Annotated in this window: 17 protein-coding genes; 6 read left to right on the forward strand and 11 right to left on the reverse strand. The window is 70.7% G+C overall.

Annotation, left to right across the window (positions count from 1 at the left end; genetic code table 11):
• The first annotated feature begins 130 nt into the window (after nucleotides 1–130).
• Entirely contained in the window at nucleotides 131–1,429 is a 1,299-nt protein-coding gene (locus ACFYRY_RS38245) for an LCP family protein (RefSeq protein WP_389156616.1), read from the forward strand.
• Nucleotides 1,426–2,052 carry an HAD-IA family hydrolase gene (locus ACFYRY_RS38250; RefSeq protein WP_389156619.1) on the forward strand — a complete coding sequence of 209 codons (627 nt, stop codon included), beginning with the start codon at nucleotides 1,426–1,428 and terminating at the stop codon, nucleotides 2,050–2,052. The genes ACFYRY_RS38245 and ACFYRY_RS38250 overlap by 4 nt, the downstream gene beginning before the upstream one ends.
• A gap of 84 nt (nucleotides 2,053–2,136) precedes the next feature.
• Here ACFYRY_RS38250 and ACFYRY_RS38255 read toward each other — a convergent pair whose 3' ends face one another.
• Together ACFYRY_RS38255 and ACFYRY_RS38260 are read right to left on the reverse strand one after the other, a co-directional pair.
• Complete coding sequence (locus ACFYRY_RS38255) at nucleotides 2,137–2,496, reverse strand: four-helix bundle copper-binding protein (RefSeq protein WP_389156621.1); 360 nt, start codon at nucleotides 2,494–2,496, stop codon at nucleotides 2,137–2,139.
• 107 nt (nucleotides 2,497–2,603) lie between these two features.
• The gene (locus ACFYRY_RS38260) at nucleotides 2,604–4,070 is read right to left on the reverse strand and encodes an LCP family protein (RefSeq protein WP_389156624.1); all 1,467 of its coding nucleotides are present in this window, start codon (nucleotides 4,068–4,070) and stop codon (nucleotides 2,604–2,606) included.
• A 128-nt stretch (nucleotides 4,071–4,198) separates the two neighbouring features.
• On the opposite strand from ACFYRY_RS38260, the gene ACFYRY_RS38265 reads away from it, so the two are divergent.
• On the forward strand, nucleotides 4,199–5,251 hold the full coding sequence (locus ACFYRY_RS38265; protein ID WP_389156626.1) for a glycosyltransferase family 2 protein: 1,053 nt from the start codon (nucleotides 4,199–4,201) through the stop codon (nucleotides 5,249–5,251).
• Nucleotides 5,252–5,421: 170 nt separating this feature from the next.
• Here the strand turns inward: ACFYRY_RS38265 and ACFYRY_RS38270 are convergent, their stop codons facing one another.
• The 5 genes from ACFYRY_RS38270 to ACFYRY_RS38290 form a co-directional block, all read right to left on the reverse strand.
• Nucleotides 5,422–7,143, reverse strand: coding sequence for an LCP family protein (locus ACFYRY_RS38270; RefSeq protein ID WP_389156629.1), 1,722 nt, complete (start codon nucleotides 7,141–7,143; stop codon nucleotides 5,422–5,424).
• A gap of 121 nt (nucleotides 7,144–7,264) precedes the next feature.
• Complete coding sequence (locus ACFYRY_RS38275; protein WP_389156631.1) at nucleotides 7,265–9,001, reverse strand: LCP family protein; 1,737 nt, start codon at nucleotides 8,999–9,001, stop codon at nucleotides 7,265–7,267.
• Nucleotides 9,002–9,078: 77 nt separating this feature from the next.
• Complete coding sequence (locus ACFYRY_RS38280) at nucleotides 9,079–10,809, reverse strand: LCP family protein (protein ID WP_389156634.1); 1,731 nt, start codon at nucleotides 10,807–10,809, stop codon at nucleotides 9,079–9,081.
• Between the two features lie 232 nt (nucleotides 10,810–11,041).
• A complete protein-coding gene (locus ACFYRY_RS38285) occupies nucleotides 11,042–12,343 on the reverse strand; it encodes an LCP family protein (protein ID WP_389156637.1) in 1,302 nt (433 codons plus the stop codon).
• 187 nt (nucleotides 12,344–12,530) lie between these two features.
• Nucleotides 12,531–13,286 (reverse strand): TIGR03089 family protein, encoded by a 756-nt coding sequence (locus ACFYRY_RS38290; protein WP_389156640.1) that lies wholly within the window; start codon nucleotides 13,284–13,286, stop codon nucleotides 12,531–12,533.
• Nucleotides 13,287–13,407: 121 nt separating this feature from the next.
• Between ACFYRY_RS38290 and ACFYRY_RS38295 the strand changes: the two genes are divergently transcribed.
• Entirely contained in the window at nucleotides 13,408–14,985 is a 1,578-nt protein-coding gene (locus ACFYRY_RS38295) for an N-acetylmuramoyl-L-alanine amidase (protein ID WP_389156728.1), read from the forward strand.
• A gap of 216 nt (nucleotides 14,986–15,201) precedes the next feature.
• Complete coding sequence (locus ACFYRY_RS38300; protein WP_389156643.1) at nucleotides 15,202–16,284, forward strand: sugar phosphate nucleotidyltransferase; 1,083 nt, start codon at nucleotides 15,202–15,204, stop codon at nucleotides 16,282–16,284.
• Between the two features lie 84 nt (nucleotides 16,285–16,368).
• Here the strand turns inward: ACFYRY_RS38300 and ACFYRY_RS38305 are convergent, their stop codons facing one another.
• The 4 genes from ACFYRY_RS38305 to ACFYRY_RS38320 all read right to left on the reverse strand — a co-directional run bounded on the left by ACFYRY_RS38305 (nucleotide 16,369) and on the right by ACFYRY_RS38320 (nucleotide 20,591).
• Nucleotides 16,369–17,373, reverse strand: a complete 1,005-nt coding sequence (locus ACFYRY_RS38305; RefSeq protein WP_389156646.1) for a DNA-3-methyladenine glycosylase family protein — start codon at nucleotides 17,371–17,373, stop codon at nucleotides 16,369–16,371.
• A gap of 302 nt (nucleotides 17,374–17,675) precedes the next feature.
• A complete protein-coding gene (locus ACFYRY_RS38310; RefSeq protein WP_389156649.1) occupies nucleotides 17,676–18,995 on the reverse strand; it encodes a coenzyme F420-0:L-glutamate ligase in 1,320 nt (439 codons plus the stop codon).
• On the reverse strand, nucleotides 18,992–19,951 hold the full coding sequence (gene cofD, locus ACFYRY_RS38315) for a 2-phospho-L-lactate transferase (RefSeq protein ID WP_389156652.1): 960 nt from the start codon (nucleotides 19,949–19,951) through the stop codon (nucleotides 18,992–18,994). Before cofD ends, ACFYRY_RS38310 begins: the two co-directional genes overlap by 4 nt.
• A gap of 94 nt (nucleotides 19,952–20,045) precedes the next feature.
• Nucleotides 20,046–20,591, reverse strand: coding sequence for a cysteine dioxygenase (locus ACFYRY_RS38320; protein WP_389156655.1), 546 nt, complete (start codon nucleotides 20,589–20,591; stop codon nucleotides 20,046–20,048).
• A 737-nt stretch (nucleotides 20,592–21,328) separates the two neighbouring features.
• On the opposite strand from ACFYRY_RS38320, the gene ACFYRY_RS38325 reads away from it, so the two are divergent.
• Entirely contained in the window at nucleotides 21,329–21,592 is a 264-nt protein-coding gene (locus ACFYRY_RS38325; protein ID WP_010034659.1) for a WhiB family transcriptional regulator, read from the forward strand.
• The last annotated feature ends 13 nt before the right edge of the window (nucleotides 21,593–21,605 follow it).

Raw genomic sequence — 21,605 nt, forward strand, 5'->3', positions numbered from 1 at the left:
GCTCCGTTCGCCCTCCGTCCGCTTTGTCGGGTGGAGGGCGGCGTGTTTTGTGTCAGCTTCGCAACAGGGTTGCCCTTATTTTCCGACGAACCTTGTAAGGGACGTACCTTCGCCCGGCACACTGGGGCCCATGAACGATTGGCCCGAGGCACCCGACAACCGCGGCAGCCGGTACGGACGCGGCAGCGCAGGCGCGCAGCCCGAGAGCGCCCGTGTGATGCGGCAGGTCCGCCGCGGCCCGGCGGCGCCGCCCGGCCAGGGCGGCTACGGTCCCGGCCAGGCGGGCCAGCAGTACGGCGGGGTCCCGCGGCAGCCGTCGTACGTCGACGGCGGCGACGGCAACGCCTACGGCAACGGGTATGACAGCGGCTACGACAGCGGCTACAACACGGGCCAGGTCTACGGCGGCGGTGGCCCGGGAGGCCCCGGCAGCCCCGGCAGAGGGCCGCGCCCCGCGCCGAACTGGCGCCGCCGTATCAAGTGGACGGCCATCACCGTGACGACCGTGCTGGTCGTGACGACCGTCGCCACGTACTTCTGGGCCGACTCCAAGCTCAACCGCGAGGTCGATCTCTCCAAGGTCATCGACCGGCCGGAGGCGGGCGCCGGCACCAACTACCTGATCGTCGGCTCCGACAGCCGCGCGGGCATGTCCGCGGACGAGAAGAAGAAGCTGCACACCGGCTCCGCCGAGGGCAAGCGCACCGACTCGATGATGCTGCTGCACGTCGGCAGCAACGGCGACACCCTGGTCTCCCTTCCCCGTGACTCGGACGTGGAGATACCCAGTTACAAGGGCTCCGAGTCCGGCAAGTCGTACCCGGGCACGGGCCGGCACGTGAAGCTGAACGCGGCGTACGCCGAGGACGGTCCCGAGCTGCTGGTGCGCACCGTCGAGTTCAACACCGGCCTGCACATCGACCACTACGTGGAGATCGGCTTCGCCGGCTTCGCGAACATCGTGGACGCGGTCGGCGGCGTCGATATCGACATCCCGCAGGACATCAAGGACAAGAAGTCCGGCGCGGACTTCAAGAAGGGCACGCAGACCCTGAACGGCGAGGAGGCCCTCGCCTTCGTCCGTACCCGGTACGCGCTGGCCGGCTCCGACCTGGACCGTACGAAGAACCAGCAGAAGTTCCTGAACGCGCTCGCCAGCCAGGTCGCCACCCCGAGCACCATCCTCAACCCGTTCAAGCTGTACCCGACGATGGGCGCGGGCCTGGACTCGCTGATCGTCGACAAGGACATGGGCCTGTACGACCTGGGCAAGATGTTCTGGGCGATGAAGGGCGTCAACGGCGGCGACGGCAAGTCGATGAACATGCCGATCTCCGGCTCCACGGGCGGCAACCTCGTCTGGGACAAGGCCAAGGTGAAGACCCTGGTCCAGGAGCTGAACGACGACGAGAAGGTCACGGTCGAGTGACCGACCCGAGCGGCGGAGCGCCCTTCGACGCGGTGCTCTGCGACGTCGACAACGTGATCCGCTTCTACGACTCCTCCAGGCTGAACGCCCTGGAACGCACCGCCGACCTGGCCGAGGGCACCACCATGAAGGTGGCCTTCGCACCGGAGACCATTCTGCCGCTGCTGCTGGGGCGGATCGACGCGCAGGAGTGGGTGCGGTCCATCGCCGACGGCCTGGACGGGCTGGTGCCCGAGCCGACGGCCTGGGAGCTGGGCACCACCCTGCTGGAGTCGCCGTTCAAGGCGGACGCCGAGGTGGTGTCCCTGCTGCGCCGGGCGCGCAGCCATCTCCCCCTGGTCCTCGTCAGCAACGCCACCCTCCGCCTGGAGGACGACCTCGCCGCGCTGGGGCTGACCGACCTCGCGGACCACGTCGTCAACAGCGCCCGCGTCGGCATGGTCAAGCCGGACCCGCGCATCTACCGGCTCGCCGCGTCCCTGGCCGCCGTCCGTCCGGACCGCTGTCTGTTCGTCGACGACAGCGAGGAGAACGTCGAGGCGGCAGCCGCCGTGGGCATGCGCCCGCTCCACTTCCGCGGCCCGGCGGACCTGGCGGAAGCGTTGCGGCCGCTGTTCTCCTAGCCAGCCCGGGAGGCCCCTCTCGGCTTCGGCGGGCTCGAGACCGGGGGCACCCCGCGAGGTGTCCCCGGCCCGGTGGGCGGGTCCTCACATCGTGGCGCCCGCCATCGCGCGGCAGGTCTCGGCGCAGCGGCGGCAGGCCTGGGCGCACGCCATCATCTGGGGGTCGTCGGGCATCGACATGCAGGCCTCGGCACACATGTCACAGGCCTTGGCGCACAGGGCGCACATCTCGGCCGACATCGGGGAACGGCGCATCATCATGTCCGAGCACATACGGGTCGTCTCGGAACAGTCGATCAGCGCGCGCATGACCTGCATCTGGGCCTGGCCGCCCTTCTGCATACAGGAGCTCATCGTCTCCTCGCACGCGCTGTGACAGGCCATGCACGCCTCGACGCAGTCCTGCATCTCCTTGCTGAGGGCGGTGGTGGTTGGCTGTGCCATGGTTCCTCCTTCGGTGGCGGGAACCGCGGGATCGGCTCCCGCACCTCCGTCCTACGCCTGCTCGGCCCCCTCCGCCATGGGGCGGACGGCACCAAAGGGACGAGGACCTACGAGCACACCGCGTCGTCCCCCCGCATCACACCGAACTCGCCCTGATACGGGTCCTCGGCCCGCACCTCGCGCACCTGCCGGAAGTCCGTGCCCGCGATCACCTTCAGCGTCGCTCCCAGCCCGTTCACCGCCCGCAGCTCACTGCCGGGAAGGGCGGTCGCCAGTGACTTCGCCGAGCGGTCCCAGCGGGGGTCGTAGGCGACGACGGTCCGCCGCACGGAACGGTCGGCCGCGTCCATGGGCCGGTGCGTCGTACGGAATCCGGCCGCCGCCAGTGCCGTGTCCACCCGGGCACCGAGGCCGGCGGTGTGCGTCCCGTTCTCCACCTGGACGCGGATCTGCTGCGGGGCCACCGGCACCCGCACCGCCTCGCGCTTCGTGCGGTGCGCGGACAGGGGCTGGTCCTCGCGCAGGGACCGGAAGAGCCGCTCGGCCTTCCTCTCATCCCATTTCAGGGTGGAACCGACGCCCTTCGCGAGGTACGCCATCTGCCCGATCGGGACCGTCGTGAACTCCGAGGACGACGGGGAGAAGTTGCGCATCGCCCGGCCCAGGTCCAGCAGTTCGCCCGTGCCGAAGCCCTTGTCGGCGCGTACGGATCCCAGGACGGCCAGGGTGACGTCCCTGAACTTCATCGGGTTGAGAAGGATCCCGGAGGAGGTCGCCCGCTCGATCAGGGCGGCCATGAAACGCTGTTGGCGCTGCATCCGGCCCAGGTCGGAGGAGGCGTCGACATGCCGGGCGCGGACGTACTGGAGGGCCTGGCCCCCGCGCAGGGTGTGCGCGCCGGGCGGCAGGTCGAGGCCGGTGTAGGTGTCCCGCAGGTGGTCGACGGTGCAGATCTTCACGCCGCCGAGGACGTCCACCGTCTTCATGAAGCTGGTGAAGTCGATCTCCAGGTAGTGATCGATCTTCACATGGGTCATGGCCTCGACCGTGCGCACGGTCAGGTTCGGGCCGCCCTCCGCGTACGCCGCGTTGATCTTGATGGGGTGACCGCCGTGCCGCTGCCCGGTGATCCGGTCGGTGTGCGCGGGCGCCACGGCGTACGAGTCGCGGGGCAGGCTCACGACGCTGGCCCGCTCACGGTCGTCCGAGATGTGCACGATCATGATCGTGTCGGTGCAGTGGCAGGGGGCGCCGCCGAGCCGGTACCTGCGCCGCTCGGCCTCCGTGATCTTGTCCCGTCCGTCCGTGCCGACCAGCAGCACGTTCATGCCGTGACCGGCCCGCGGCCGGTTCTTCATGTCCTTGAAGGGGTCGACCCGGGCGATGTCCGCGTCGATGCTCGTGACCACCGTGTGACCGATCCCGGCGGACGCGAGGACGACCACCGACAGCGTGGTCACCGTCCGCATGGCCCAACGCGGCCTTTTCCGCCGTACGGCGGACCGCTGCGGGCGGCGGCGCGGCTGGGGGCTGCGCTGCGCCGGTGCGGGGGAGCGGCGGGGCGGCGTGGGCATGGCGGGACACCTCCGCTGGGGCCGAACGTGGGATCGTGAGCACCGTAGGTCCATACGATCTGCGACCACGGGCGCCGCCCCGGGAGGGTCGCACTGGTGTCCCCCGTTCGCGGTAACGTGAGCCCCCTATGAACGCCAAGCCCGACGTGCAGCTCCCCGCCGTGTCTGTGATCATGCCCGTCCTCAACGAGGAACGGCATCTGCGCGGAGCCGTCCAAGCGATCCTCACGCAGGAGTACGCCGGCGAGATGGAGGTGGTGATCGCCCTCGGTCCGTCCACGGACCGTACGGACGAGATCGCGGCCGAGCTCGTCGCGGAAACCGCGTCCCACACGAACAAACGTGTGGTCACCGTCCCGAACCCGACCGGCCGCACGCCCGCCGCGCTGAACGCCGCGATCAAGGCCTCCCGCCATCCGATCGTGGTCCGCGTCGACGGGCACGGCATGCTCTCGCCGGACTACATCACCACCGCCGTACGGCTCCTCGAGGAGACCGGCGCGCAGAACGTCGGCGGCATCATGCACGCCGAGGGTGAGAACGACTGGGAGCACGCGGTCGCCGCCGCCATGACCTCGAAGATCGGGGTCGGCAACGCCGTCTTCCACACCGGGGGCGCGGCCTGCGAGGCGGAGACGGTGTACCTCGGGGTGTTCCGGCGTGCGGCGCTGGAGCAGCAGGGCGGCTACAACGAGGAGTTCATCCGCGCCCAGGACTGGGAGCTCAACTTCCGGATCCGGGAGGCGGGCGGACGGATCTGGTTCTCGCCGGACTTGAAGGTGTCGTACCGGCCCAGGCCGTCGGTGCGGGCGCTGGCCAAGCAGTACAAGGACTACGGCCGTTGGCGGCACGTCGTCGCCCGCTACCACCAGGGCTCCATCAACCTGCGGTACCTCGCCCCGCCGACCGCGGTGTGCGCGATCGCGGCGGGGATCGTGGTCGGCGCCGCGCTGACCCCGTGGGGCTTCGTGATCCCCGGCGGCTACCTCGCGGCGATCGCCCTCGGGTCCGTGCCGGCGGGCAAGGGGCTGCCGTTGAAGGCCCGGCTGCAGATCCCCGTCGCCCTCGCCACCATGCACATGTCGTGGGGCTGGGGCTTTCTGACCAGCCCGAAGTCGCTGGCGAAGCGGGTCATCGCGTCGCGCCGCCCGGCGGTCCACGCGGAGGCCACCTCCGCCTGACGGCGGCCCGGGGGAGCGCTGACGCGGACCGGGCGGAGAGCTTACGGGGACCGGGGCGGAGAGCGGACGCGGACCGGGACGGGCCGTGCGGGTCACGGCCCGCCCGGCCCGCCCGGTCCGTTCACCCGCTCGACCGGCTGAACGGTCGGCCCACGGACCGGCTCACCCGCTCAGCCGGCGCACTGCACCTTGTCCGCCGTGGACCTGGGCACGTTCGGGGTCTTGGCCGAGGACGCGTCGAGCTTGATGCCCGCGCCCGTGAAGTCCTCGCCGAGGATCAGGGTCATCGTGGGCAGGCCCTGGGAGTTGGTGACGCTCTTGCCCGGCTTCATCGCGGACCCGGACAGGCCCATGATGTCGGCGAGCCGGCGTGCCTGGTCGGCCTGGTCGGGGCCGTACTCCAAGGTTGTCTTCGCCTGCGTGGTCTGCGAGTTGCCCGCGTTCTCCGACCTGCCGACGCCCTCGCTGTTCTGCAGATAACCGAGTTCCTTCTGCGCGCTGCCGGCCGCCGCACCGCCGTTGAGGATGCGCACCCGCACCTGCGAGGCGTCCGCCTTGGTGCCCTTGAGGCGCGCGGCGACCTCCGCCTTCTCCTTCTTCTTCTGGGCCTTGACCTCGGTGAACGACACGTCGTCCTTGATCATCTGGAAGACCTGGGGTGCCGCGGACTCGTCGAAGATCACCGTCGCCCTGACCTTCTCGGTGGGGTTGTCCCGCACCGGGGTCGTGGTGAAGGTGATGTTCTTCGTCGGTACCTTCTTCAGCTCCAGGGCCATGTCCTTGAGCGTGCCGACGTCACCGATCGCGCTGTCCACGGTCAGCGCCTCGGTGGCGGCCTCGGCCAGCTTCAGCAGCTTCCTCGGGCTGGTGAGGGTGTCGCCGGAGGCCATCTTGCGCATCAGCGAGCCCAGGAACTGCTGCTGCACCTTGATACGGTCCAGGTCGCCCTGATTGCCGAAGCTGTGGCGGGTGCGCAGGAAGGCGAGGGCCTGCTCGCCCTCGACGGTGGACTCGCCCTTCGGCAGGACGAGCTTCGACTCCTTGTCGTCGACCGCCTTCGTCACGCACACCTTGACGCCGTCCACCGCCGAGGTCAGCGTCTTGACCGCGTTGAAGTCGGCCATCATGAAGTGGTCCACCCGGATGCCGGTGTTCTCCGTCACCGTGCGCATGGTGCAGCCGGGGTCCCGGCCCGCCTCACCGAGGCTCCTGTTGAACCGGACGCCCCGCAGCCCGGGCACGGTCGTCTTGGTGCCGTCCTCCTGCGTGGTGGGGCAGTCGGGGATGTCGACGATCAGGTCACGCGGGATGCTGAGCGCGGTCGCGTTGGAGCGGTCCTTGGAGACGTGCAGCAGGATCGTCGTGTCGGCGTGGCCCACGCTGCCCTTGTCGCCGTAGCCCCCGTTGCCCTCGCCGGTGCGCTTGTCGGTGCCGATGACGAGGATGTTGAAGGCCTCGTCCTTCTTGAAGTCACCGGCGCCCGCGTCACCGACGTCGGTCGTCTGGACGTTGCCCTCCAGGTGCCGGAGGTAGAGGTAGCCGGCGCCCGCGGCGGCGACCATGACGAACGCCATGGTGCCGCCGGTCCACAACAGGGCCTTCTTGGCCTTGGACGCCTTCTTGACCGGCCGGCGACCGCGCCGCCCCGGCAGCAGATCCTCGGGCGCCCCCGCGCCTCCGCGCGGGGGCGGTACCTTGCGCCCGGGGGACGAGGGCGGCGCCGTACGGCCGGCACCCGCCCCCCGGGGCCGGGGCACAGCCGACTGCGGCGCGGCTGCCAACTGCTGTGTGGAATCGTCCAGTCGCAGTTCGTATTCGCCGGTCTGCGGGTTTAACACCCACTGGTCTGCGGGGTCGACGTTCTCCGCCCGCCCACGGCCTTGCGTGTCCACCGTTGTCGGAATCCTCCGTCTGGGCCAGATCTCGTGGCCGGGGATCACTGGACCGCTCACACTATCCGCACACTTCGGCGGCCAGTGAATTTTCTGGGGATTGAGTGGCGAGGGAGTTGGACTACCAGCGGTAGGGCTGATAGACGGGCATGCACTGACCGCTGTCCGAGCCGTTGATGGCATCCGAGCTTCCGGGCAGGTCACCGGCCTTGGGAGCCTTCGGCTTCGGATACTCCGTGCCGGTACGCCAGTCGGCGCCGACGACGACCGTGACCCCGGACACGTCTGTCGACTTCTTCACCGAACTCACAGGAATCCCGAGGGATTTCGCGACCGCCTGGGCGTCGCCCTCCAGTTCGGCGCTCGGGTAGCGCACCACCGTCGACTCCTCGGAGAGCGCCACCGAGGAGTCCCGGGCCGCCTTCGTGAAGCCCTTCCCGACGAGCTCCTGGGCGATCGCGCCCGCGCGGCCGGACACCGGACCGAGAGTGGCGGTGCGGGTGGCGTTGGTCACCAGGACACCGATCTGGTCCTTCGCCGCGGCGGGGTCCGCGGAGGCCTTCTCGCTCGCGGGCTGCTTCGCGTCCGACGTCCCGTCCGTCTTCGCGCCCTTGTCACCCTTGTTGTCGAAGGGTATGTCGTCCCGGAGCATCGCCCACATCTTGTCGGCGTCGGCGCCGGCGGGCAGCAGGTGGTTGGCGTCCTTGGGGTCCTGCACGGTCGGCATCGTCGTCATGGTGATGCGGTCCGTGGGAACCGTCTTGAGCTGCATCCCGAGGTCGTACAACTTCTTCACCGTGCCGATCTCCTCGGAGACCTTCAGGGACTTGGTGGCCGCCTCGGCCAGGTTCATCAGACGGCCGGTGTCGGTGAAGGCGTTCTGGCCCTTCAGCGTGCGGATCATCGAGTTCATGTACATGTGCTGGGCCCGCGCCCGCAGCGGGTCACTGCCCCAGGCGTGCCGGGTACGCAGCCACTGCAGCGCCTGCTTGCCCTGGACCTTGGTCTTCCCCGCCTTCAGCTTCAGCCCGGAGCCACCGGGCACGCGGGGCAGCGGGCGGTCCCACACGTTCTGGTCCACGCACACCTCGACGCCGCCGATGGCGTCGGCCATGCTGACCACGCCGGCGAAGTCGATCGTCATCCAGTGGTCGATGTAGATCCCGGTGAGGTTCTCCCAGGTGGTCAGCGTGCAGCCGGCGCCACCGCGGGCCAGCGACTCGTTGATGATCTTGTTGGTCGCCGGGAACTTCTCGCCGGTGTCCGGGTCCTCGCAATTGGGGATGTCGACCCGGGTGTCACGCGGAATGCTGACCACCGCCGCGCTCTTGCGGTCCGCGGACAGGTGGATGAGCATCTGCACATCGCCCAGCGGCGGGTTGCCGCGGTTGTCCCTGCTGCCGCCGAGCGCCACGTTCGCGTCGGAGTTACGACTGTCCGAGCCGATCAGCAGGATGTTCATCGGCGTCTGCCCGGCCGCGTTGGGCTCCGCCTTGCGGGCCGTGGAGTCGCCGCCGCTGCGCTTGCCCTTCTGGATGTTGCCGTTGAGGTGCTCGTAGTAGAGGTACCCGGCGCCGGCCGTGCCGAGTATCAGCACCGCGAGGGTCGTCGCCGACCAGCGCAGCACCCGGTGCTTGCGCACGGGCGGTGCGCCCCGCCGTCCGCCGCGTCCGCCCCCGGTTCCGCGTCCTTCCCCCGTGCCGCGTCTGCCGGAGCCGTCCCCGCCTCCCGCCTCATCGCCGGAACGCCCGTTGCGCCGACGGGTCCCGCCGTCCCCACGGCGGCCGCCCTCCCGACCCGCGGCGTCCTGCCGGACGTCCGGTCGGGTTCCCTCCCCATGCACGCTGCTGCGCGTCATCTCCCCTGTCTCCCCACCCTCGCACCATCGAACGGGCCTGTCGTACGTCCCTATAGACGTACGACAGGCCCGTCAGGTCACTTGGCGCACTCGACCTTGTCAGCCGTGGACTTCTGGACCCCCTCCGGCGCCTTCGTCGGAGCGGTGAGCGAGACACCGGCATCCTCGAAGTCCTTGCCCAGCGTCAGTGTCATCGTCGGCAGGCCCTGGGAGTTGGTGACGCTCTTGCCCGGCTTCATCGCCGACCCGGACAATCCCATGATGTCCGCGAGCCGACGTGCCTGGTCGGCCTGGTCGGGAGCGTACTCGAGGGTGGTCTTGGCCAGCTCCGCGGGCGCGTTGCCGGCGTTCTCGGACTTCACCACGCCCTCGTCGTTCTGCAGGTACTCGAGCTCCGCCTGCGCGCTGCCGGCCACCGCGCCGCCGTTGAAGATGCGCACCCGCACCTCCGACGCGGCCGACTTGGCGCCCTTCAGACGGGCGGCCACGGCGGCCGCCTCCTTCTTCTTCTGGTCCTTGACCTCGGTGAACGACACATCGTTCTTGATCATGTCGAAGACCTGCTGACCCGTCGACGGGTTGACGACGACGGTCGCCTTGACCTTCTCCGCCGGGTTGTCGATCACCGGCACGGTGGTGAACGTCAGGTTCTTCACGTTGAGCTTGCCCAGCTCCAGGCCGAGGTCCTTCAGCTTGTTGATGCTGTCCAGCTGGGAGTCGACGGTCAGCGCCTTGGTGCCCGCCTCCGCCAGCTTGATCATCTTCGACGGGCTGGTCAGGGTGTCGTTGGACTTCAGCTTCCGCATCAGCGCGCTGAGGAACTGCTGTTGCAGCCCGATCCGGCTGAGGTCACCGCCGAATCCCACGGCGTGCCGGGTGCGCACGAACGCGAGCGCGGTCTCGCCCGAGATGTGCTGCGTCCCCTGCTTCAGGTCCAGATGCGAGTCCGGGTCCTTGAGGTCCTTGGCGAGACACACGTCGACGCCGCCGACCGCCGTGGTCAGCGTCTTGACCGCGTTGAAGTCGGCGACCATGAAGTTGTCCGGCTTGACCCCGGTCAGCTCGGTGACGGTGCGCGCGGTACAGCTGGGCGTCCGGTCGTCCTGGCCGAGGCTCGTGTTGAAGCGGACCCCGGGGGTGCCGGGGATGATCTTCTGGGTGCCGTCCTCCTGCGTGGTGGGGCAGTCGGGGACGTCGACGATCAGGTCACGCGGGATGCTGAGCGCGGTCGCGTTCGAACGGTCCTTGGAGACGTGCAGCAGGATCGTGGTGTCCGCGTGCCCGACGCTGCCGGCGTCGCCGTAGCCCTCGTTGCCCGCGCCCGTGCGCTTGTCCGTGCCGATCAACAGGATGTTGATCGCCTTGTCCTTCTGGAAGCCGCCGGTGCTCGCGCCGTCGTCGGAGACCGAGGTTATGTTGCCGTTGAGGTGCTCGATGTAGAGGTAGGCGCCGCCCGCCCCGGCCACCAGCACGAACGCCATCGTGCCGCCGGTCCACAGCAGGGCCTTCTTGGCCTTCGACGTCTTCTTGACCGGCCGGCGTCCGCGCCGACCCGGCAGCGGTTCCTCGACCGGCGTGCCACGGCGCCTGCGCGGCGGCGGGACATCGCGGCCGGGAGCCGCGGGCGACGCGGTACGGCCGCGTGTCGTGCCCCCCTCGACGGGGGCGGCGGCGCGCGGTCTGGGGACCGCCGTCGATTGCGGTGCGGAAGGGGTCAGTCGCAGTTCGTATTCGCCGGTGTTCGGATTGAGCACCCACTGGTCTGCGGGATCGATATCATCCGCCCGCCCACGGCCTGGCGCGTCCACGGTTGTCAGATTCCTCCGTCGGGGCACGCGGCACCTTCCCCCTCCAAAAGGCGCCCGGGTCTCGGTCACTCGGTGCACGGCCAAAGGACGGACCTCGTGGCTGGAACGCACCGGATCGCTCACACTAACGGCCCGATAAGGCGTCGAGCGACGCCGGTGACGCATTCCACTTCCCTACAACCGGGCAATTCGCTCATTTTCTCGGGCGAAGGTTCGTCACCAGGGTGAATCTTTACTTGCAGGGGTTCTCGGCGGCCGTGTTCCCGCGGAACGTGGGCGCGGGGGAAGCGTCGCCCGTGGGTTCGCCCGAGCGCTTTTCGCCCGCCTTTGCACCCTTGGACGCCACCGCGTCGGGGGTGCCGGTGTCGTTGTCGCTGTGGTCACCCTTGGACTCTGCGGCCGAATTGGGGCTTTTTGTCGCTGAATTCTGTGAGGTGGCCGCGGTCACCACGACCGGTTTGTCCGTGCGCAGCCGTTCGAAGAGCTTCTCGGCCTCGGGCTCCACGAGTTGGTCGCGATTGGCGTTGTAGACATACGACTCCCGGGGCACCGTAAGGAATTGCACACGTTCGGTGGGGATGTCGCGCACCCCGCGCACGAGTTCGTACAAACCGCGCAAGCTAGCCAGTCCCGGGTCCGTCGTGAGGGAGGACGTGGCCGCGTCCAGCACGGGGTAGAGCCGCACCGGATTGAGCAGGACGTCGTTGCTGCGGACCTTGTTGACCAGGGCGCCGAGGAAACGCTGCTGGCGGTCCATCCGGTCGGTGTCGCTGCCGTCGCCCAGCGATTTGCGCGCCCGCACATAGCCGAGGGCCTGCTCGCCGTCGAGCTTCACCCGCCCCGCCGGGAGCCGCAGTTTGGCCGCCTTGTCGTGGATCGGCTCGGCCAGGCACACCTCGACGCCGTCGACCGCGTCCACCATGTCCTTGAACCCGTGGAAGTCGAGGACCACGTAGTGGTCGACGCGGATGTTCGTGAGCCGCTCGACGGTGCGGACCGTGCAGGCCGAACCGCCCACCTGGAAGGCGTAGTTGAACATCGCGAACATGGGCTCGGTGCGGCTGCCGTCGGGCCGTCGGCACCCCGGCACGTCCACCATCAGGTCCCGGGGCAGCGACATGGCGGTGGCGCTGTGCCGCCCGGCGGACAGATGGAGCAGGATCGTCGTGTCGGACCGCTCGGTCCCGGAGTCCCGCCCGTAGCGCCGGTTGCCGTCCCCCGACCGCGAGTCCGACCCGATCACCAGGATGTTCTGCGCGCCCCGCACCAACGCGGTCGGCCGCTCCCGTTCGTACCGCGCGAGCTCGGCCGCGGCCTCGTCGTCCGGCGTGATGTTGCCGTCGAGCTTCGCGTAGAGGGCCCACCCGGTCCCGCCCGCCGCGAGCACCACGACCACGACGGCCAGCCCCACCCCCCGCAACCACCGCCGCCTGCGCCGCCGGGACAGCCCCCTCCCACTGGCCGAGGCCCCCACTCCCGGACCGAGGCCGACGTCGGCGCCGTTCCGTCCGGGGGGGCCTGCGGTGTCGGTCACGTCGGATCCACCCCTCATCGCGTACGAGCGCGTCGTGCGGACTGCTCCTACGACGATGGCGCGGACGGGGCGCCGAGGGCGGGTGGAACTGAGCCGAACGGGTGACGGGGAGGCTGCGCGACGAGGGGGGTGAAGGTTGCTGGACGGGGTGCGCGGGGCCGCGCGGCGGGGGGTGTGGAGGCTGCGTCTACCGGGCGGTCGCGGTGACGCGCTCGCTCTCGATCCGCTTCGCCAGCGCGTCCTCACCCAGGTGGTCCAGGTTCCGGCACAACACCACGGACCCGCCGGTGGCCAGTGGCGCGTACAGCCCGGCGTTCAGCCCCTCCCAGGTGTCGTACGGCAGCCCCGACAGCAGCCGGGAGCCGGGCCCCGTCAGCCCCACCGCCGTCGCCTCCGCCCGCGCCCGCTCGACGACCTGCGCCCCGCTGAACTCCCGTCCGGCCGTGATCAGCGCCGGCTCCTCGGGGTCCACCGGCGCGAACGGAGCGAACCGGTCACCCTGACCCGGAACTTCCACGGCGTAGTCCGCGAACCCCGCCGGGGTCTGCGGGAAACGCCCGCCGAGCGGTCGTAGCGCCAGGGCGACCCGCTCCCCGGAACACGCCCGCGCGGCCTCCAGCGAGTCCGGCCCGCTCACCACCACGTCGGCCGCCCCCGGATCCCCGCCGACGTCCGCGACCACCCCCACCGACGAACACGCCAGCAGCCACACCGCGGTCTGCCAGTGCGCGGGCAGCAACAGGCAGACCCGGTCGCCGGGAGCGGCGGCGAGATCGCCCTGGAGCAGGTTGGCGGTCTTGGCCACCCAATTGGCGAAGGTGGCCACGGACAATTCGACCCGTTCGCCGGTGGCGTCGTCGTAGAAGGTGACCAGCGGGCGTCCGGGGTCCGCGGCGAGCGCGGAACGCAGCAGGTCGGCAGGGGTGCGGTCGGTGGCGTTCACCCGCCGAAGCGTACGCGGGCCCGTCGGGCGCATCGAGTTCCCGGGCCTGCGCCGCGCCACCGGTTCGGCGCAACGCCGCCCGATGGCCCGTCAATTCCGCAATGGACAGATATGCATGACTATGTCCAAGATCGGGAACATGCGTGGATTCCTTGCTTCCTCGATCGGTGTCACCTGTGCGGCCGCCCTGGCTCTTCCGCTGACTCCGCCCGCGGCCGCGGTGAACACCCCGGCTGCGGCGAGTGCGGCGGCCACCGCGGCGCCGACGGACAACGCGGCCACGGCGACCGGCAGTCGGTCGACGGCGGAGGCGTCCGGCGGCACCCAGTCACTGCCGCTGGCGCCCCTGACCCGCGACCGCACCCTCGGCCGCGCCGACGAACAAGGCCTGCTCCGCCGGGATGTGCGGCACTTCTCGCTCGTCGGCGTGGTCTGGGACGACCCCACCACCGAACTCCACGGCCGAGTCCAGGTCCGTACCCGCGCCGTCGGCACGGGCACCTGGTCCGACTGGCAGGACGTCGAGACACACAACGCCGAACACGGGGCCGACCCGGACACCGCCGAAGGCGCCTCGGGGCGGGTGCGCGGCGCCACGGCTCCGCTGTGGGTGGGGGACTGTGACGGTGTGGAAGTACGTGTCCGGGCGGACGCCGCGACCTCGGCGCCCCACACCGACGAGACCACCGGCGGCCCCCGCGCGGCGACGGTGACCTCCCCCCTCCCCGCGGGCCTGCGCCTCGAACTGGTGGACCCCGGCGAGGACACCGCCTCGGCCACAGCCCGGACGACCGCTGAGGGCACAAAGGCCCCCGCGGCCACTGAGGACAGAGGGGCCCGCGCCGCCACAGCCCACGTCACCGCCCCGGAGCCCCTGGCCGGTCGCATCGCCGGCCGCATCGCCGGTCGCGGCACCGTACCGGCCGCCGCACCGGACAACGCCCTCACCGCCGTGCAGGCCTCCGCCGCCAACGCCGAACTGTCGGTCCCCCTCGGCGCCACCGCGATCCCCGCGCTCGACCGCAAGGCGACCGAGCGGGAGCTGTCCGTCCTGCGGACCGGCGAGTCGGCGCGGTATCCGCGGGCGAAGCCGTACATCGGACCGCGCCCGCGCATCGTCACGCGGCACGGCTGGGGCGCGAACGAGAAGCTGCGGGAGCAGTGGTTCGGCTACACGAACACGGTCAAGGCGGCCTTCGTCCACCACACGGCGACCGGCAATGGGTACAAGTGCGCGCAGGCACCCTCGGTCATCCGTGGTATCTACCGCTACCACGTCGTCAGCATGGGCTGGCGCGACATCGGCTACAACTTCCTCGTCGACAAGTGCGGAAACATCTACGAGGGACGTGCCGGGGGCGTGGCGAAGCCGGTCATGGGCGCACACACGCTCGGTTTCAACACCAACAGCATGGGGATCGCCGTCCTCGGCACCTACAGCTCCACCAAGCCGTCCGCCGCCACCGTGACGGCCATCGCTCGGCTCACCGCGTGGAAACTCGGCCTTCACGGGGGCAATCCGCGCGGAAAGACATATCTGAAGTCCGGTGGTGGCAATCTCTACCGAAAAGGCAAAAATGTGCGACTGAATGTGATCTCCGGTCACCGGGACGGCTTCGCCACCGAGTGCCCCGGCCGAAAGCTCTACGGCAAGCTCGGCACCGCCCGCACGGCCGCGGCCCGCTACCAGGGACGCTAGACCAGGGACGCCAGACCAGAAACGCCAGGCCGGATCGGACAGGGAACCACCAAGGTGTGTTCGGAGTCTGTTCGACTGGCTGGAGGACACATTCGCCGCCGACGGGGACAAAGGGCTGAATGCCGCCTGGCCGTCGAAGGCAGTGCACAACGGTCTGCATACACTGTCCGGCCGAAAGACAGTTCGGCCGGTCCCGGCAGGAAGCGGAGACGACAGGTGACAGAAGCGATCCTCCTGGTCGGCGGCAAGGGCACCCGGCTGCGCCCCCTCACGGTGCACACGCCGAAGCCCATGGTCCGCGCGGCCGGGGTCCCCTTCCTCACGCACCAGTTGGCGAGAGCGAGAGCGGCGGGCGTCGACCACATCGTGCTCGCCACCTCGTACCTGGCCGAGGTCTTCGAGCCGTACTTCGGCGACGGCTCATCGCTGGGCCTGCACATCGAGTACGTCACCGAGGAGGAACCCCTCGGCACGGGCGGCGCCATCCGCAACGTGGCCTCCCGCCTCCACTCGGGCCCCGACGACCCGGTCCTCATCTTCAACGGCGACATCCTGACGGGCCTGGACATCCGGGCGCTGGTGCGTACCCACGAGACCACGGGCGCGGACGTGTCGTTGCACCTCACCAAGGTCGCCGACCCGCGTGCGTACGGCCTGGTCCCCACGGACGACACGGGCAGGGTCCTGGCGTTCCTGGAGAAGCCCCAGACCCCCGAGGAGATCGTCACCGACCAGATCAACGCGGGGGCGTACGTCTTCCGCCGCTCGGTCATCGACACGATCCCGGCGGGCCGCCCGGTCTCGGTGGAACGGGAGACGTTCCCGGACCTGTTGGCGGCCGGGGCCCACCTGCAGGGCATGGTCGACTCCACCTACTGGCTGGACCTCGGCACCCCGGCGGCCTTCGTCCGCGGCTCCGCCGACCTGGTCCTGGGCCGGGCCCCGTCCCCCGCGGTCCCCGGCCGCGGCGCCGACCGCCTGATCCTCCCCACGGCCACCGTCGCGCCCGACGCCAAGCTCACGGGCGGCACGGTGGTGGGTGAGGGCGCCCTGGTCGCGGAGGGGGCGAGGGTCTTCGGGTCGACGATCCTCCCGGGTGCCGTCATCGAACCCGGCGCCGTCATCACCGACTCCCTCATCGGCACCCGCGCCCGCGTGGGGGAACGTTCCGTCCTCACCAACACGGTCATCGGCGACGGCGCGGTCATCGGCGCGGACAACGAGCTCCGCGACGGCATGCGGGTGTGGTGCGACGCGCGTATCCCGGCGGGGTCGGTGCGGTTCTCCTCGGACCAGTAGCAGCGGGAACGGCGACGCCGGGCCGGGCATCGCGCGCCTGTCCGGCGTCGGAGGGCCGGGACCGGGAGGCACCGGCCGGGCGGCTCACAACCGCCCGATGTCCCCCCGCGGCATCCGCGGCGCCCGCCGGGCCGGAACCCTCCCGCTCAGCAGGATCAACCGGGCCGCCCGATGCCGCTGCCCCGCATACGGCTCCAGCAACTCCAACATCACCGAGTCGTCGGCGTCCCGGTCCCCGGCCAACGCCCACCCCACGATCCCCGGCAGATGCAGATCGCCCACGGTCACCGCGTCCGCCGCGCCATGACTGCGCTGCACCACTTCCGCCGACGTCCACGGCCCGATCCCCGGCAGCACCTCCAACCGGGCCTGCGCGGCCGCCGCCTCCATCCGGACGGCCTCCTCCATCCGCCCCGCCACCCGGACGGCCCGCAGAATCGTCGACGCCCGCTTGTTGTCGACACCGGCCCGATGCCACTCCCACGACGGGATCAGCGCCCAGGTCCGAGGCGTCGGCATCACCCACAGCCGCCCACCCGCGGCGGGCCCCGGCGCGGGCTCCCCGAACTTGCGCACCAGCAACCGCCATGCCCGGTACGCCTCGTCGGCCGTGACCTTCTGCTCCAGGACCGACGGAATCAACGACTCCAGCACCAGCCCGGTCCGCGTCAGCCGAAGCCCCGGCCGCCGATGCCAGGCGCCCGCCACCACTCGGTGCCGAGGCGTGAACGCGGCCGGGTCGTCATCGGCCCCCAGCATCCCCGGCAACCGGTCAAGCAGCCACTCCGCCCCCGGCCCCCACGCCTCCCCGCGCACCTCACCGCCCACCGCGGAGACCCGCAGCGTGCCCGGCCCGACCGGAGTCAGGCTGGCCCGCCACACGGACCCGTCCGGCATCGCCCGGAACGTCGGATCACCCGGCCCCCGCCGAAGCGGCCCGAGCACCAGCCCGAGATCGACCGGCCACCCAGGCACCCACCTCCGCACCCGCCCCGCGTCCACCGACCCGGCACCCCGCGCGGCGGGCACGACAACCTCCCCACCGCGCACAGTCACACGCGTGGGCCGCGGAGTGAACCGTCCTGCCACGGATAAATCCCTGAAGGTAGAGGAAATGCCCTACGAGACTAAACGGAACCCACACCCACCTTCGGCCCCCGCCACCCACCGCCCCAAGGGGCGCGGGGAACTGCGCGACCAGCCCCCACCGGCCCGCAGCCATCCACCCACCTATTAGGGGCGCGGGGAACTGCGCAACCAGCCCCCACCAACCCGCAGCCATCCACCCACCCCCCAGGGGCGCGGGGAACTGCGCAATAACCCCCCACCGGCCCGCACTCGCCCCCAAACCCCTCACCCCAAACCCCTCAGTCCCGCCCCCCAGCGGAGCGTCACCGCACAGCGATAAATCCCCCGGCATCCCGCTCCCCCCGAGCCCGCGGCTCCTCCGCCGGATGCCCCACCGCCACCGCACCCATCGGATCCCACTCCTCCGGCAGCCCCAGCACCTCCCGCACCACCTCACGGCAGAACATCGTGGACGACACCCACGCCGACCCCAGCCGCTCCCCGGCCAGCGCGACGAGGAAGTTCTGCACGCCGGCCCCCATGGCGACCACGAACATCTCCCGCTCCGCCGTGTCCCGGCGCGGGTCGCCATACGTGTGCGACCCGTCCATGACGAGGCACGGCACCACGAGGTACGGCGCGCCGCGCAGCACGTCCCCCCGCCGCACCCGCTTGGCGATGGACTCCTCGCTCTTCCCGTCCCGCCGCAGATCGGCGATCCAGGCCTCGCGCATGGCGTCCAGCAACCCGGTCCGGGCGGCCTCGGACTCCAGCAGCACGAACCGCCAGGGTGTCGTGTGGTGCGGCGCCGGCGCCGTCACGGCCGCGGCCACGGCCCGTCGGACGGCCCCCGGGTCGACCGGCTCGTCCGTGAAGGCCCGTACCGTACGCCGCTGGGTCACCGCGGCCCGTACCGCTTCCGAGGTCCCCAGCCGGAACATGTCGTCGCGCGCGTCGCGCACCATGGTCCGCGCGCCCTCAGCGTGCTCCCCGGCCACCACGTGCGGCAGTCCGCGCACCACGGCGACGGGCAGCCCGGCGGCCTTGCCCTTCACCAGGTCGCCGGCGGCGGCCAGCTCGTCCGCCGTGGCGACGACCGTCGCGCTGAGCGGATTGCCGTGCGCGTCCGTGCCGCCGCGCAGATCGTCGAGCACCCGCACCCCGGCCGCGCCGATCGCCACGTCGGTGAGCCCCGCGCGCCAGGGCCGCCCGAAGGTGTCGGTGACGAGGACCCCGACGTCGACACCGAGGGCGTCCCGCAGGCTGTCCCGGATCGCCCGCGCGGAAGCGTCCGGGTCCTCGGGCAGCAACAGGACCGTCCCCGAAGGGGTGTTGGAGGCGTCGACGCCGGCCGCGGCCATCACCAGCCCCTGCCGGTTCTCGACGATCCTCAGCGCACCGCGCCGCGCCACCACCCGTACGGTCTCGGCGTCGATCGCGGCTTCCCGGTCGGACGCCCGGACCACCCGCCCCTCCGCCTTCGACACGATCTTCGAGGTGACGAGGACGACGTCCCCGTCGGCCAGCGCGGGCTCGGCGGCGGCGATCAGCTTGGCGAGGTCGTCGCCCCGCTGCACCTCGGGGAGCCCGGGCACCGCCCAGACCCGGAAACCGTCGACAGGTACGCCAGGTACGCCGTTCATACCGCCCGTACCTCCTCGGCCAGCGTCAGCGCCTCCCGGGCCATCCGCGCGGTCGCGTCGACGTCGGTCATCATCAGCGGCACGGCCCGGCACCGGATCCCGGCGGCCTCCACCCGCTCCACCACGTCCGCGTCCACGGTGTCGACCAGCCAGCCGTCCAGCAGGCCCGAGCCGTAGTGCTCGGCGACCGCCGAGGCCGTCGACTCCACGCCGATGGCCGCGAGCACCTTGTCGGCCATCCCGCGCACGGGCGCGTCCCCGACGATGGGGGACAGGCCCACCACCGGCACCCCGGCGTCGGCGATCGCCTCGCGGATGCCGGGCACGGCGAGGATCGTGCCGATGGAGACCACCGGGTTGGAGGGCGGGAAGATGACGACGTCCGCCTCCGCGATGGCTTCCAGGACGCCCGGCGCCGGCTTGGACTGGTCCGCCCCGACCGGCACGATCGCCTCGGCCGGCACACCGGCCCGCAGCCGCACCCAGTACTCCTGGAAGTGGACCGCCTTGCGCTCCCCGTCGACCTCGACGGCGACATGGGTCTCGACCCGGTCGTCCGTCATGGGGATCAGCCGTACGCCCGGCTGCCACCGGTCACAGAGCGCCTCGGTCACCGCGCTCAGCGGATAGCCCGCGCTGATCATCTGCGTCCGTACTATGTGCGTGGCGAAGTCCCGGTCGCCGAGCCCGAACCACTCGGGCCCGGCGCCGTACGCCGCGAGCTCCTGCTTGAGGTGGAACGTCTCGTCGTCCCGTCCCCAGCCCTGCTCCTCGTTGATGCCGCCGCCGAGGGTGTACATCACCGTGTCGAGGTCGGGGCAGACCTTCAGTCCGAAGAGGTGAATGTCGTCCCCGGTGTTGCCGATGACCGTGACGTCCGCGTCCGGCGCGGCCTGCTTGAGACCGCGCAGGAACCGGGCACCGCCGATGCCGCCTGCCAGAACCACAATGCGCATGGGCCAAGTCTTGCAGGCGGGTACGACACCGCGTCAGGCGGTCACACGAAGCGCCGGCCGGTCCCGGCCCGCTTTCGGCCGGTCCCCGCCCTCGTCACGCGGTCACGTCGTCCACGTCGTCGTGGGCCGCGGGGGCCGTGCACGCCAGGGCGGTCCGCCCGGTCGAACCCAGCAGGGACTGGGGACGCATCGGCATCTCGGTGAGGCCCGGGTAGTAGACGTGCAGGCTCACGGCGGGCTCCAGCGCGTCGTTGACCACCTCGTGCACGTATCCCGGGGCGAAGACCCGCTGGGTGCCCGCTCCGAGCGCGCGGGTGCCCCGCTCGGTCCGCTCGGTGAGGGTGCCCTCCAGGACGGTCAGGACTCCGGAGGAGCGGCCGTGGTCGTGCAGCCCGCTGCCCTGCCCGGGCACCCAGGACAGCAGCCACACCTCGTAGCCGGGCCCGGTGCGCAGCCGGTGGTACCAGCGCGTGGTCGCGTCGTACTGGACGAGGTGCTCCCACTGGGAGCGGTCGGCGGCGAGGGAGCGGGCCAGGCCGACGAACTCGGCGACGGTGGCCGGGTGCTCGCGCGGGGCCTGGAGCAGGTGCGGGACTTCGAGGATGTCGCCGGCGATCTGGATGTCGCTGTCGCTGTTCATGGGGTGGGTGTGTCCTCGGCGGAAGAGTGGGGGGCTGGGTGTCGCGTACCGTCCGCCCGGGTCGCGAGCGGGGAGGATGCCCGTGAGGGCTCGATCCTGGTGCGGATCCAAGGAAACGGCAGCCGAGTCGCGGTGGACTCACGTACAGCCGGAGCGCGTTGGGCTCAACAGCTGGGACAGCAACAACAGCTACAGCGAGCGTGGGCAGCACCGAGGGACCCGGCCGAGCGGGTCGAGGTGAGTGCCAAGTTCGCGAGCATGCCCACAAGGACATCGGTTCACACGTCCACTGTCAACTCGACACCCGACAAGTGGGACATCTTTCACCTCATCCGGTCCATCTCCAAGGTGAAAGGTTTGTGCAGGCGTTACCCGGGACACATGGCGCATCACCAGGCGCGCAAGCCCCGTTGTGATCCCGTGATGCGACTGTGATCCGGTTTGCTTCGATGCGCGCGTCGGAACGAGTTCGAACCCCCGGGCGTCCTCCTCCATGCAGGGCCGGAAAGGCCCTGCATGACAGGGGGTGCCCTCTCGGGCTTCGTCTGCATGTCAAGGTTTAGGACGATTTGAACACTTTCCGCTAGGCCTTGGTTCCGCAGAGTGAATAAGGGGCTCAATAGCAGATCTCGGCTTGACTCGCCCGGATCAGCACACTTGTAATTTCACTCGTGTCGTTCAGCCGACTTCGGTAACGGCTGGATCACGGGGATGCGAAAGACAGACGAGGGGCGCACATGACCGAGACGGTGCAGCAACTGCTGGTCGACGACGCGGACGAGGAACTCGGCTGGCAGGAGCGCGCGCTGTGCGCCCAGACCGACCCCGAGTCCTTCTTTCCCGAGAAGGGCGGCTCCACCCGCGAGGCCAAGAAGGTCTGCCTCGCCTGCGAGGTCCGCTCCGAGTGCCTCGAGTACGCCCTCGCCAACGACGAACGGTTCGGCATCTGGGGCGGTCTGTCCGAGCGCGAGCGCCGCAGACTCAAGAAGGCCGCCGTCTGACCGAGGAGCACCC

Source organism: Streptomyces sp. NPDC005263 (assembly GCF_042872365.1).
Lineage (GTDB): Bacteria > Actinomycetota > Actinomycetes > Streptomycetales > Streptomycetaceae > Streptomyces.